A 14,722-nucleotide genomic window follows, 5' to 3' on the forward strand; every position below is an offset into this window, starting at 1 on the left:
CTAACAAAATAATACTGTATTTTTTATAATGGGTAGGTTTCACTTTGATTTTAGCCGAATATTGCCTGTTTATTTAGTTGATGCTTCATTAGATGTCCATACAAATTAGATTATATTTGCAATTGCTTTTTAAGCAGGTAATTTACCATGTTTAGAGAGCTCTATTTTTCAACCGTTGCTATGAATAACATTAGAAATTTTTGCATAATTGCCCATATTGATCATGGTAAAAGTACCTTGGCCGACAGGCTTTTGGATTTTACGGGTTCCGTCACCGAAAGGGAAAAAAAGGAACAGCTGTTGGATAATATGGACTTGGAGCGTGAGCGAGGTATTACCATAAAAAGCCATGCCATACAAATGGATTATGTTTACAACGGTGAAAAATATGTCCTAAATCTTATTGACACCCCTGGGCATGTTGATTTCTCTTATGAAGTTTCGCGATCCATCGCAGCTTGTGAAGGTGCGTTATTGGTAGTCGACGCCGCACAAAGCATACAGGCTCAGACCATATCCAACTTATATCTAGCTCTTGAAAATGACTTAGAGATCATTCCGGTGCTAAATAAGGTGGACTTGCCCAGCGCAAACCCCGAGGAGGTTACGGACGATATTGTAGATCTTTTGGGGTGTGATGCAGAGGATGTTATCCCGGCCAGTGCCAAAACGGGTATTGGGATTGAGGAAATCTTAAAGGCCATCATTGAGCGAATCCCCGCGCCTAAAGGAAATCCGGATGAGCCCTTACAGGCTTTGGTCTTTGATTCCGTATACAATCCTTTTCGAGGTGTGGAAACTTATTTTAGGGTTGTCAATGGAAGTATCCGAAAAAATCAAAAAATAAAATTCGTCGCCACGGGCAAAAGTTATGACGCCGATGAAATTGGCACCCTTAAGTTAACACAACATCCAAAACCGATGATAGGTGCGGGTGATGTGGGGTATTTGATCACAGGCATAAAAGATGCGCGAGAAGTAAAAGTAGGAGACACCATTACGGATGCCGCGGTCCCGACCAAAAATGCGATTGCGGGATTTGAGGATGTAAAGCCCATGGTTTTCGCGGGTATCTATCCCGTCGACACGGAGGACTTTGAGGAATTACGGTCTTCCATGGAAAAGTTACAACTAAACGACGCCTCGCTGGTATTTACTCCGGAGAGTAGTGCCGCCTTGGGCTTTGGTTTTAGATGTGGATTTTTGGGAATGCTCCATATGGAAATCATTCAAGAGCGTCTCGGAGCGTGAGTTTGATATGACTGTGATAACTACGGTACCTAACGTAAGTTATCACGCTTATACACGTAAAGACCCGGAGACCGCGATCATTGTAAACAACCCCAGTGACCTTCCGGACCCTTCAACCATAGATAGGGTCGAGGAACCATATATAAAGGCGACCATTATTACAAAAGCTGATTTTGTAGGGAACGTTATGTCCCTCTGTATTGAAAAGAGAGGACAGATTACCAATCAGACCTATTTGACGACCGAAAGGGTGGAGCTGAACTTTGACATGCCTTTGGCAGAAATTGTATTCGACTTTTATGATCGCTTAAAAACGGTTTCCAAAGGCTATGCCTCCTTCGATTATGCCCCTATTGGAATGCGTGCATCCAAACTGGTTCGTGTGGATATTTTATTAAATGCCCAGCCTGTAGATGCATTATCCGCTTTAATACATTTTGATAATGCCGCCAACATTGGTAAAAAAATGTGCGAGAAGTTAAAAGAGCTCATCCCAAGACAACAATTCGATATTCCTATTCAGGCCGCCATCGGTTCCAAGATTATCTCGAGGGAAACCATTAAGGCCCTTCGTAAAGACGTAACGGCCAAATGTTATGGTGGGGATATTTCTAGGAAAAGAAAGTTGCTTGAAAAGCAGAAAAAAGGTAAAAAACGTATGCGTCAAGTTGGGAATGTAGAAATACCGCAACAGGCGTTTATGGCAGTTTTAAAGCTCAACGATTAGGGGATCCGATTTCTCTACTTTGAAGCAGCCTTTGCCTCTTCGTTTTTCTGTTCTTCCTCAATGGGCAGCATCTTACCCAAATATACCAATTTGGAGTCCTCTTTTATGTCCGTAAAGTCCTTACTGAATGCGGAAATTATCTTAATGTCTCCGTCAGGTGTTTTAAGGAATAAAGGAATGATGTCTGTATCCGCCTTGGTGATTTCGATAAGCCCTTCATAATGTTCGGTGTCCTTGAGCTCTATCTCTCTGATAATCGGATTTTTTCTCGGCCGTTTCAGTTAATTTAATAAAATCGTCCGTATGGGAGAACAATCCTTCCTTTGGGTTATTTTCCGGGTCATTCATTTCCTCAGAATCCACAAGTCGGAAAGACCCATTTTCACCAAATTCCCCTTTAAATTTATCTATGGCATATTTGTTAATATCAGAGTTTCCTGTCAAGGCCATAAGATAGCCTACATCATTTAGTTCAATATAGTCTCCCAAGGAATCCGAATAAATATTAGCACTGAAAGCCTCTAATCCCGCTTTTCGCGCCTTGGCTACATTGGTCTCGTTGTTATCCACCAATACAACATGTCTGTTGTTCTTTTGTAGATACTCCGCTATAAGCCTTGAGACTCGGGACGCGCCTATTACCAATATACCTTCGGACTTTTTTAGGAACACCCCAACCAATTTGGCAAATAACCTAGCCGTAGTTGCATTCAAAAGCACCGTTCCCAACACAATCATGAATACCAACGGCGTTATATATTCTGCGCCTGGTTCCCCTTTTGCAAGCAGTTTGGAGCCAAACAAAGAAGCAATACCGGCGGCCACAATACCCCTAGGGCCTACCCAACTAACAAAAAGCTTTTCGTTTAACTTAAGGTTTGACCCCATAGCACTTAAAAAGACGCCTAAGGGCCTTATAATAAAAACAATGGATGCGAACAAAATTGCTGTCTTCCAATTATAGATCAGTTCTAGATCTGAAATATTGATGTTAGCGGCCAAAAGAATAAAAAGAATGGAAATCAAAAGTACACTTAGCGATTCCTTGAAGTAAAGAAGTTCCTTGATATTGGGTAAGTCAATATTGCCCATGACCATCCCCATGACAACCACGGCCAATAGACCAGATTCGTGCGCGAACAAATCGGACTCCACAAAAACAAGCAGTACCACGGAAAGAGAAACCACGTTCAAAAGGTAATGCGGGATGAAATTCTTCTTTATGGCAAATGCCAAACCATGGGCGAAAGTGAAGCCAAAGGTAAAGCCAAATAGCAATATCTTTCCGAATTCCACCAAGGCAGTTAATGTATAGGCCTGTCCCTCTCCAACACTAATAAATTCAAACACCAAAACAGCAGCCAGCGCGCCAATGGGATCGATCAATATGCCCTCCCATTTCAAAATTGCACTTACATCCTTTTTTAGGGGTATGTTTCTTAAAATAGGGGTTATTACCGTTGAATCCGTAACTATTATGAGGGAGGAAAACAGAAAGGAAACCTGCCAACTAAGGTCAAATATGAAATGGGCCGCCAAAGCACCTACGAAAAAGGTTACCAAACTTCCCAAAGTAATAAGTTTTGTAATAACGGGGCCCGTATTCCTTATTTCAGAACGCTTAAGGGTTAAACCGCCTTCAAATAAAATAATACTTATGGCCAAGGATACAAAATAGTAAAGGCCTTCCCCAGGAAAAAGTCCCTTTTCACCATTCCACATAGGTTCTATAAGTTTGGAACCATCCTGAGTATATAGTGTGGATAATGGCCCCACAAGTAATCCAATTAAAATCAATGGAAGTATAGCGGGCAGTTTAAACCGCCAGGCTACCCATTGGGCAATTATTCCAAGAATGATAATACCGGCCAGTTCTAGCATGGAATAGTTTTTTGCTAAAAATAAGAATTAAACAGCAGTTGTTAACATTAAGAACTCGAATAACTTTTTTGCCTACAATTTAGATGTAGACTTTGATTTGATTCTTTTTTAATCATTATTCAGGGTACTTACACCTAAGAGGAACTTTTAAGGTTTCCTAACCGCATATAATAAAATTGTGGGTTTTACCTACATTTATTGATTAAAAATACCTATATGGTAAATGCTTTTATATTTTTGCTTAGGTTTCCCAAAGAAGATTTCGATTATTTATACCGCCAAGCACTTCTTCGGTAAATATAATTTGCAAAACTTATGTATGGAGCTCCCAACAGAAAATGGAGCAAAACTAGAATTTGAAAGGTCATGAGAAACCCTTTAGGAAACAAAACATATAATCCTCCACTTTTTACTGGTTTACTAGTGTTTCTATTGGTATTTGCTATTACAACTTTCGTAACCTACCAGCGATATCTTATCCAAAAAAGCTCGGAAAAAGACGAGATAAGAAGACAGGCAGAACGGGTAGACAATGAAATGAAAAGTGTTCTAGAGCAAGGCTTTTCTAGCACCCAAAGTATAGCCTTTTTAGTGGAGAACTATGGTGTCCCGGAGGACTTTACCAAAATATCCCAGTTAATACTAAAGACAAACACAAATGTTGATGCCCTAGAACTTGTGGATGGTGCAGGGGTTATTACACATGTGTATCCTTTGGAAGGAAATGAAGTTTTGGGCTTCAATATTTTAAGGGATTCCATTGGTAAACCCGGCGCAATAAAAACCATTGAAAAAGGTGAATACTTCATTACTGGTCCAATCGATTTGAAGCAAGGTGGATCCGGATTTGTTTGCAGAACTCCCATTTACAATGACAAAGAGTTTGCAGGATTTGCGGCGGCTGTTATTAAATTAAGTTCCTTATTGTCCAAAATTCCCATGGATACCTTGGACAATGGCGATTTTTCATATCAACTTTCAAAAGTAAATCCTGATGGGTCTGAGGAGATGTTTCTTTCCCCCCAAAAAAAAACTTCCGAGAGAATGCCCTTAAGCACACTATTTCCGATTACAATGGGGAATGGAAACTCTATGTGATTTCTAATAAAAAAAATGCCCTTTACGGATTATTTGTAATGGGAATATTGGGGCTTTTTTTAGCCGGTCTTGCTGGTTTCTTTACATATTTTATCATGAAGCAGCCAAAAAAGCTTCAGAAAATGGTAAATGAAAAAACGCTTTTACTAAAAGAAAGTGAGCAAAAGTTTAGGACCTTGATAGAACAGGCCTCCGATGGTATTTTTTTGGCAGATTTTAAAGGTAATGTTCTTGATGCCAATCTCGCTGGGGTAAAAATGTTTCGATATTCTAAAGAAGAATTACTGGAAAAAAACTTAAGGGACTTGGCGACAAAAGAAGATTTAAATAAGACCCCTATTAGGTTTCCGAATTAAAACAAGGTGAGGCCGTACTAACAGAACGAAAACTTTTGAAAAAAAACGGCTCTCCCTTTTATGGCGAAGTTAGCGCCAAAAAGCTGAATGATGGTAATATTTTAGGTATTGTGAGGGACGTGACCGCAAGGAAAAAATTGGAACTTGCTGCATGGGACAACCTCCAAAAGTTCCGGAAAGCATTTAACAGCCGCACTATTGGCATGGCAATTTTTGACGAAAAACTTCGGTTCGTTGATGTAAACCCTTATTTCTTGGAAAAATTAGGATATTCACTTCAAGAAGTGAAAGGAAAAACATTTGAGGAGCTTGGACCTATTATAATTGATGAAAAGTTAAAAAGAAAGGAAGCGCTAAAGGGTTTAAACGAGCATGGGAAAGTACTTTCCATGGAGCTTATTGTGCGACCAAACGGAAAAGAAAAAATACACTTTTCAACCTCAGCGGAATCCTATGTGGTAGACAACAAAAATTACATATTAGCAACTTACCTTGATAGAACGGAAGAAAAAAAGGCACAAGAAAAAATTATTTCCAGTGAAAAAAAATACAGGGAATTAACGGAACGCATCTCCGATGCTTTCGTGGCTTTTGACAAAAATTGGGACTTTACATATGTGAACAATAAAGCCTCTAAAATTATCGGAAGGGATTCCATTGGTTTGGTAGGAAAAAACCTTTGGGAAGAATTTCCTCAGTTTGCCCAAACGGAAGCTTACGACACTTTTAAAAGCGCTCTAGAAAACCAAAAATATGTTCAATTTGAACAGTTCCATAAACCCTATGATGTTTGGATAGAAAACCACATTTACCCTTCTCCGGAAGGGCTAACAATTTATTTTAGGGACATTACCAAAAAGAAGGTTGCCGAGCAAGAAAACCGGAAATTGCTCACAGTTGTTGAGAACAGTCCAGGCTTCATAGGTCTCTCAAGGATGGATAGCAATTCTATTTATTTAAACCAATATGGACGTAAATTGGTGGGTCTACCTCCTGAAGGTTCTATTTCCGATATTTCTTGGTTTGATTTCTTTCCTGAAAACACTGTTGAGCTAATTAAAGATGAATACCTTCCTATTGTATTGAAAGAAGGTACTTGGAGTGGTGAAGCATATCTAAAAAACTTTGAGACAAATACATATGTTCCCACGGCATTCTCTGCATTTACAATAAACGATAAAGTTTCCAAAGAACCTATTGGAATTGGTTCCGTGGCATTCGATTTGACTGAAAGGAAAAAAGTTGAAAAAGAGATTTTAGATCTTCAGTCTAAAATGAATGCCGCCATTAGAATAGGTAAAATTGGATATTGGGATTGGCACATTGAATCAGGTATTATAGATTGGTCTGAGCGTATGTATGAAATTTATGATGTGGAGCATGGGCGTGAAATCAATGTTGCGTTTACGAAGACACTAGTGCACCCGGAAGATTTGGAAATGCACGATAAAACAATAGAACATAAAACCAAAAACAGGGACGATTCATCTTTCACATATCGAATTGTTGACAGGAACGAAAACATAAAACATGTATTAGTACAAATGGAGGTAAAAGTGGATCTGGATGGTAACCCAATCAACTATCAAGGTACGGCCATTGATATTACCCAGGAAAAAGAAGCAGAGGTATTACTAGAAAGACAAAACCAAGAGCTTAAAAAGACCAATTCTGAACTGGACAGTTTTGTGTATAGCGCCTCTCACGAATTAAGGGCTCCCTTGGCTTCACTTCTCGGTTTGGTGAATATTATGAAAAAAGAAAAGAGGAGCGATGATAGTCTCTTAAACTTACGGATGATGGAGAACTCCATAACAAGGCTTGATGAATTCATTGGGGACATAGTCCAATATTCAAGAAATAAGCATATAGAGGTTGTGCCCGAAAAAATAAACTTTAGCGCCTTAATATCCAGATCTTTAGAGGATTTTTGGTATCTTGAGAATACACAAAAGATAAAAGTGATTAAGAACATTGAGGAAGGTGATCCCTTCTTTTCTGATAATAAAAGGGTCATGGTCTTGTTGAATAATTTTATATCCAACGCTATAAAATATCATGATATGGAAAAAACCTCTCCGTCAATTTGGATCAATATAAAAACAAACCAAAAAGAAGCTATTATAAGGATAGAAGACAATGGAACGGGTATTGCGAAGGAAAACCAAGATAAGATTTATAATATGTTCTACAGAACTACTTCAAAAGTAACGGGTTCGGGAATAGGTCTTTTCATCGTAAAGGAAATATTGGACAGACTAAAGGGGACGGTGTCCTTGGAATCAACACTTAACAAAGGTTCCGTTTTCACCATAAAGCTACCTAATCTTTCCCCTGGTGACTAAATAGAGAAAAAAATGAAAGTACTGTTAATTGATGATTCTGAAATAGACAACTATATCAACAAAGCGATTATATCAAAATCGGATATCGTGTCGGAGGTTGTCACAAAAACCTCAGGAAGAGAAGCCTTGGATTATCTCGTTGAATTAAAAGAGGAGGTTGATTTGTTGCCGGATATTATATTTTTGGATATTCGAATGCCGGGTATGGATGGTTATGAATTTATAGAACATTATAAAAACTTGCCGAGCACCTTAAAAGATAAATGCCGGGTATTTGTTTTAAGCTCATCAACAAACCCCACTGATGTTGCACGTTCGGAAAGTTATGAAGAGATAGAAAAGCATTTGGCCAAACCCTTGGCCCACCATTCCATAGAAAAATTAATACACTCTTAGATCAAAGGCTCTTTTCCAATACCTCTTTCAAAACTCAAAAACCACTTCTTCAACTGTCTTAAAGTTGACTGACCCCGTTAAAAACTCTTAAACAACCTGTTTTTCCTGTTCATTTTAACTAATTTTCCAAACTTATACTGTTACCCAATAGATTAATGAATCTATACCCTGTTGAGACCGGAAATTTTAAGTTGGATGGTGGGGCCATGTTTGGAGTGGTGCCAAAAACAATTTGGCAAAGAACAAACCCTGCCGACAATAACAATTTAATTGATATTGCCGCTAGAAGTCTGCTTATAGAGGATGGGGACAGACTAATTCTGATAGATACAGGGCTTGGAAACAAACAATCGGACAAATTTTTTAGCCATTACCACAGATGGGGCAATTTTTCCTTAGAAAATTCATTGAACAGAATAGATCTTGGCCTAAAAGATATTACCGACGTATTTCTTACCCATCTGCACTTTGACCATTGTGGGGGATGTATTCAATGGAACAAGGATCGTACAGGATATGAACCCGTTTTTAAAAACGCCAAGTACTGGACCAATAAAAATCATTGGGAATGGGCTACTAAACCCAACACTAGGGAAAAGGCATCCTTTTTGTCCGAAAATTTATTGCCTATGCTAGAAAGCGGTCAATTAGAATTTTTGGAAACTTCAAACTTCAAATTCTTAAAAAAGACTTCAGAGTTAGGTTTTGGCATTTATTTTGTAGATGGGCACACGGAAAAGCAAATGTTGCCACGGATAGAGTACAAGGGAAAAACAATCGTTTTTGTGGCCGATTTAATTCCAACAGTTGGTCACATCCCATTACCCTATGTTATGGGTTACGATACTCGACCCTTATTGACCTTGTCTGAAAAAGAAAAATTCCTAAACGAGGCTGCAGAAAAAAACTATTTTCTTTTCTTTGAGCACGATGCACATAATCAGCTTTGTACACTCAAAAAAACCGATAAAGGAGTAAGGCTAGATGAAACCTTTACTTTCAATGAAATTTTCAACTAAAAATCAAATTTAATTTAATAGCTATATATGATACGTACAATCACTAAATCGTTCTTGATATTTTCTTTTGTCGCCCTTATTGGCTGCGGTGGCTCCGGAGGTCTTATATTAACTCCCGTTGAAAACATTGACTCGGTACCCTTAAAGATTTCAGATCTAACCGATGCGGAAAAGAAAAATTGGGGGCATTTAGACCTTGCAGCAGATACCATCCCAGGAATGAGCGTTGATAAAGCTTATGATGAAATTATAAAAAACAAGAAGGGGAAAAAGGTAATCGTAGCAGTTCTTGACTCGGGAATCGATTTGGACCATGAGGATTTAGATGGGGTTATTTGGACCAATACAGACGAAAAACCGGGTAACAACAAGGATGATGACAATAATGGTTATGTTGATGATATTCATGGGTACAACTTTCTTGGGGAGTCTTATAATGAGCAACTTGAATATGTACGCATGTTACGATTGAACATTGGCGATCAGGCTACTTTGGCAAAGGCAAGGGCAAAACTGGATGAGGAGTACACTTCAGCAGAGCAAAATAAAATGAGATATGAACAAATATTACAAGCAGTTAAAAGTGCGGATGCGGAGGTCAAGGAGTATTTGGGCAAAGAGTCCTATACAAAAGAGGATGTTACCGGCATAGAGGCTACAACGGAAGCCATGCAGAGAAATAAATCTGTACTACTTCAAATGTATAGTTTTAAAGAGTCCATTCCGAAGTAATCGAAGAATTGGGTGATGGTATTACATATTTCACAGAACAACTAAATTACAACCTCAACAAGGATTTCAACGGTCGTGAATTGGTGGGTGACGACCCTTACAATTACAGCGATACAGATTACGGAAATGGCAACCCAAACAATAGGGTAGATGACGAAAGCCATGGTACCCATGTTGCGGGAATCATTGCAGCAGAAAGAAATAATGGTCTTGGGGCCAATGGGGTTGCCAATAACGTAGAAATTATGAGTATTAGGGCGGTTCCTAATGGTGATGAATATGATAAGGACGTTGCCCGAGGAATTCGATATGCCGTAGACAATGGAGCAAAAATCATCAATGGAAGCTTTGGAAAATCTTTTTCTCCAAATGCACAATGGGTGTACGACGCCATAAAATATGCTGCTGACAATGATGTATTGTTTGTACATGCAGCAGGAAACGATGGTGCCAACTTGGATGATCCCTCCAACCCAAATTTTCCAAATGACCAAGTAAATAATGGGGCGGAGTTTGCGGATAATGTCATTACCGTGGGGGCATTGGATCCTAACTATGGGTCGGAAATGGTAGCCTCCTACTCTAACTATGGAAAAATAAATGTAGATGTTTTCGCACCGGGTACAGATATTTATTCTACCTACCCCAACAATGAATACGAATTTTCCCCAGGAACATCCATGGCGGCTCCGGCCGTATCCGGGGTAGCCGCCTTAATTTTGTCCCAGTATCCCAATTTAAGCGCCAAGCAGGTTAAAAAAATAATTCTTAACTCCGGATTACCAATTAAGACAAAGGTAATCTTGGGGGGAGACAACACTAAAAATGCCAGCTTAGGCGAAATATCCACTTCCGGTAAAATAGTAAATGCCTATAATGCCCTAATTATGGCAAGTAAGGTAAGTAACGGTCAATTGCAACTATAATCTTGAATATAAATAAAATGAGAAAAATACTTTTTGTACTTGTATTGGTTATTTGTTTTGGAACTTCATTTGGCCAAAACCGGACCAACTATTGGCAGCAACATGTCGATTACACAATGGATGTTAACATGGATGTTGAAAATTACCAATATACAGGCACTCAAAAACTGGTATACACGAATAACTCTCCGGATGAACTTAATAGGGTGTTTTACCATTTGTACTTCAATGCTTTTCAACCAGGGAGCGAAATGGACATAAGACTACAAAACATCCAAGATCCGGATAGAAGAATGATAACGGAGGACAAAAAGAGTCGTATTGCAGGACTTTCAGAAAGTGAAATAGGATATCTACATGTGGAGTCCCTGACACAAGATGGGGAAAAAGTTAACTTTCAGGAAGAAGGCACGGTACTCGTAGTCAATTTAGTTAAGCCTATTCCTTCCGGTGGAAAAACAACTTTTGAAATGATATTCAAAGGACAAGTGCCCGTTCAAATTAGAAGGTCCGGCCGAAACAACAATGATGGTGTGGCATTGTCCATGAGTCAATGGTATCCAAAACTGGCGGAATATGATTTTGAAGGGTGGCATGCGGACCCTTATATAGCAAGGGAGTTTCATGGCGTTTGGGGAGATTTCGATGTGAAACTAACCTTGGACAGAGACTATGTGGTTGGAGGTACCGGATATTTACAAAATCCCCAAGAAATTGGGCACGGTTATGAAGCCCCTGGGACATCTGTTAAAAAACAAAAAGGGAAAACGCTCACATGGCACTTTAAGGCCCCTATAGTCCATGACTTTATGTGGGCAGCGGATCCGAATATGTCCATGATATGTTACAAATGGAAAATGGTCCCACCCTTCATTTCCTATATAAAAACGACCCTAAGTTTTTAGATACATGGAAGGCGGTACAACCCATGACCGAAAAGGCCATGAATTTCTTTAGTCGCAACATCGGCGAATACCCTTATGACCAGTATTCTGTAATCCAAGGCGGAGACGGAGGTATGGAGTACGCAATGGCAACACTAATAACAGGAGGTGACAGACCCGGAAGTGTCATAGGAACAATGATCCATGAATTGGCCCACTCTTGGTTTCAACATGTGCTGGCCACCAATGAGGCGAAGCACGAGTGGATGGACGAAGGGTTTACTTCATTTATATCCGCGCTATGTAGTAATGAAATCCGAGAGCAAAACCAGGAAAATCCCTTTGAAAATTCCTATAAAGGATATTACAATCTAGCACTATCAGGAAAGGAACAACCTATGAGTACCCATGCTGATAGATATGATCTGAACTTCGCCTATGGAATATCCGCATATAGCAAAGGGGCGGTCTTTCTTGCTCAATTGGGATATGTTATCGGGCAGGATAAACTTATGGAAACCATAAGAAAGTATTATGAGGATTTTAAGTTTAAACACCCCGTGCCCAATGATATCAAAAGGACTGCAGAAAAGGTGTCCGGAATGGAGTTGGATTGGTACTTAACAGATTGGACACAAACAACTAATACTATAGATTACGGGGTAAAGTCCGTGGGGGGTGAGGGAGAAACGACCAAAGTTACCATGGAAAGAATTGGATTAGTGCCGATGCCTTTGGATATATTAGTGGTCTATAACGACGGTAGCAGGGAAACATTCTATGCACCGTTACGTATGATGCGTGGTGAAAAGGACAACCCGTATCCTCAAATTGAGAGGACCGTATTGCCTGATTGGCCCTGGGCATATTCCAATTATGATTTTATTATCAATAGGCCTATTTCTGATATTCAGGCCGTGGTGATAGACCCATCTCAACTAATGGCTGATATTAACGCCGAAAATAACGTTTGGCAGGCCGAAGAATAATCCTTGGCTTAACATTATGGATGTGCCCCAACAAAAAACAGACGCTTCCTTCGGTAAAAAAGAAAAGCTGAAAAGCCAAAAAATTATTGGCCAGCTCTTTACCGAAGGAAAAAGTCTTTCGGTCTTTCCCCTAAAGCTAATCTACATTGAAACAGAGAATCAGGAGGTTTCCATAAAAGCGGCAGTTACCGTTCCAAAAAAAAACTTTAAAAGTGCCGTTCATCGAAATAAAATAAAAAGGTTGCTGAGAGAGTCCTACCGATTGAACAAAGGCGTGGTTTTTAACAATACACAAGGAAACTTTGCGTTTTTATTTTTATACCTTGGAAAAGAAATACCAGCTTTTACGGATGTTGAGTCCAAAATGAAGCTGCTTTTAGAAAAATTTAATGCCCGGATTCATGAAAAAACTAATGCGTAAAAGAGTTATTCTTCCCGTTCCGCCCTAACTTTTCTTGTAGTTGGAAGTAGCTTTAAAAGTGATTTTTTTGAGATCGCAAAACAAATTGAGATTTTCACAACGCTTTTCAAGGAACTCAACATGAACTATGTGGACGAAACCAACCCTGCGGAGTTGATGGACACGGCCATTAAAAACATGTTGGAAGATTTGGACCCTTACACCAAGTTTTTAAATGAACAGGATGTAGAATCATATCGCATTAATAATGCAGGCGAATATTCGGGATCGGGGCACTTGTGAGAACGTATAAGGACAGATTGTTGATTATTGAACCCCATCAAGGATATCCTGCGGACAAGGCCGGGTTAAAGGCCGGAGATCAAATTATCCAGATCGGGGATATCAAGGTTGCCGATTTTGAGGACAATGCAAGCGAACTTCTAAAGGGTTCCGAGGGGTCTACCGTCGATATCATTTACAAAAGACAAGGCAAAATTAGCAGCACTACCATAGAGCGTGGGGGAATTGAAGTGGATGCGGTTCCTTTTTACAAAATGATAGATGACAAGACAGGTTATATTGTATTGTCAAAATTCAATGCCAAGGCTACTGAACAAACAAAAAGTGCGCTTCCGGATTTAAAGGGGAATGGTGCCGAAAAAATAGTGCTGGATTTACGCGACAATCCGGGAGGTCTTCTCTCCGAAGCCATTAATATTACCAATTTATTTGTCCCAAAAGGAGAATTGGTGGTTACCACAAAATCGAAAGTAAAAAAATTCAATAGAGAATATAGGACCACCAATCAACCCATAGATACCGAAATTCCTTTGGTTGTATTGGTCAACGGCAGTAGTGCCTCCGCCAGTGAAATTGTTTCGGGTAGCCTACAGGACTTAGATAGGGCGGTGATTATGGGAGCCCGTAGTTTTGGAAAGGGGTTGGTTCAGAGGCCTTTAAAATTAACCTACGGAACGCAATTAAAGGTTACCATTTCTAGGTACTATACCTCCTCTGGTCGCTGTATTCAAGCCTTGGATTACTGGAACCGCGATGACAATGGCAATGCTATTAGAAATACCCAGTTCAATGATTTCACTACCAGTAAATGGCAGAAAGGTTCAAGATGGGGGTGGTGTATTACCGGATGTCGAGATTGCCGCGGTAAAAACCAACGACCTTACAATGGCGTTGCTTCAAAATAATGTCATTTTCGATTATGCCACCGACTATTACTTTAGAAACAGCCTGAACGATGTAAAAGATTTTAAGTTTACCAATTCCGATTTCAACAACTTTAAGGCATTCGTTAGGGAAAGTAACTTTTCCTTTGAGACCAAAGCGGAAAAAGCAATTACCGAAGCCCTTTCAGGACCCGAAAACGATTTCTTAGGGCAAGAGGTCAAGGATAGTTACAAAACACTGTTGGCCAATATTCAAAAAGGCAAAATCAATGCTTTGGATAAATATCAGAATGAAATCCGAGAAAAACTTGGAGGACGAAATTGTAAAGCGCTACTTTTATCGTGACGGACTTTATCAATATTATTTGTCCAATGATGATGCCATCTTGGCCGCCGCTGAACTTTTGGATAATAGTTCAAAATATAATGGTATTCTCGGTAAAAGATAGTTAGTTGTAATGGCAACTGTCCGGGTCTCGGTTCTACATAAAATTTCCGGTAGTTTGCCGCTTTTGGATCCATACAACCTTT

The 14,722-nt window shown here is 39.5% G+C and carries 6 protein-coding genes and 5 pseudogenes; 10 read left to right on the forward strand and 1 reads right to left on the reverse strand.

Annotation, left to right across the window (positions count from 1 at the left end; all coding sequences use genetic code 11):
* Positions 1-180: 180 nt before the first annotated feature.
* A pseudogene (gene lepA, locus NYZ99_RS19745) lies at positions 181-1,978 on the forward strand (translation elongation factor 4).
* 14 nt (positions 1,979-1,992) lie between these two features.
* Here lepA and NYZ99_RS19750 read toward each other — a convergent pair.
* A pseudogene (locus tag NYZ99_RS19750) lies at positions 1,993-3,859 on the reverse strand (cation:proton antiporter).
* Between the two features lie 366 nt (positions 3,860-4,225).
* Between NYZ99_RS19750 and NYZ99_RS19755 the strand changes: the two are divergent.
* The 9 genes and pseudogenes from NYZ99_RS19755 (at position 4,226) to NYZ99_RS19795 (ending at position 14,640) form a co-directional block, all read left to right on the forward strand.
* Complete coding sequence (locus NYZ99_RS19755) at positions 4,226-4,957, forward strand: CHASE domain-containing protein (protein ID WP_260572787.1); 732 nt, start codon at positions 4,226-4,228, stop codon at positions 4,955-4,957.
* Entirely contained in the window at positions 4,954-5,313 is a 360-nt protein-coding gene (locus NYZ99_RS19760; RefSeq protein WP_260572788.1) for a PAS domain S-box protein, read from the forward strand. The genes NYZ99_RS19755 and NYZ99_RS19760 overlap by 4 nt, the downstream gene beginning before the upstream one ends.
* Positions 5,314-5,348: 35 nt before the next feature.
* On the forward strand, positions 5,349-7,658 hold the full coding sequence (locus tag NYZ99_RS19765) for a PAS domain-containing sensor histidine kinase (protein WP_260572789.1): 2,310 nt from the start codon (positions 5,349-5,351) through the stop codon (positions 7,656-7,658).
* 12 nt (positions 7,659-7,670) lie between these two features.
* On the forward strand, positions 7,671-8,054 hold the full coding sequence (locus tag NYZ99_RS19770) for a response regulator (RefSeq protein ID WP_260572790.1): 384 nt from the start codon (positions 7,671-7,673) through the stop codon (positions 8,052-8,054).
* A gap of 155 nt (positions 8,055-8,209) precedes the next feature.
* Positions 8,210-9,073, forward strand: coding sequence for an MBL fold metallo-hydrolase (locus NYZ99_RS19775; RefSeq protein ID WP_260572791.1), 864 nt, complete (start codon positions 8,210-8,212; stop codon positions 9,071-9,073).
* 27 nt (positions 9,074-9,100) lie between these two features.
* Positions 9,101-10,731 (forward strand): annotated as a pseudogene (locus tag NYZ99_RS19780) (S8 family peptidase).
* 17 nt (positions 10,732-10,748) lie between these two features.
* Positions 10,749-12,604, forward strand: a pseudogene (locus NYZ99_RS19785) (M1 family metallopeptidase).
* 22 nt (positions 12,605-12,626) lie between these two features.
* Positions 12,627-13,025, forward strand: a complete 399-nt coding sequence (rnpA, locus tag NYZ99_RS19790) for a ribonuclease P protein component (RefSeq protein ID WP_260572792.1) — start codon at positions 12,627-12,629, stop codon at positions 13,023-13,025.
* Positions 13,006-14,640 (forward strand): annotated as a pseudogene (locus NYZ99_RS19795) (S41 family peptidase). The gene rnpA and the pseudogene NYZ99_RS19795 overlap by 20 nt, the downstream one beginning before the upstream one ends.
* Positions 14,641-14,722 lie beyond the last annotated feature (82 nt).

Source organism: Maribacter litopenaei (assembly GCF_025244665.1).
GTDB classification, from domain to species: domain Bacteria; phylum Bacteroidota; class Bacteroidia; order Flavobacteriales; family Flavobacteriaceae; genus Maribacter; species Maribacter litopenaei.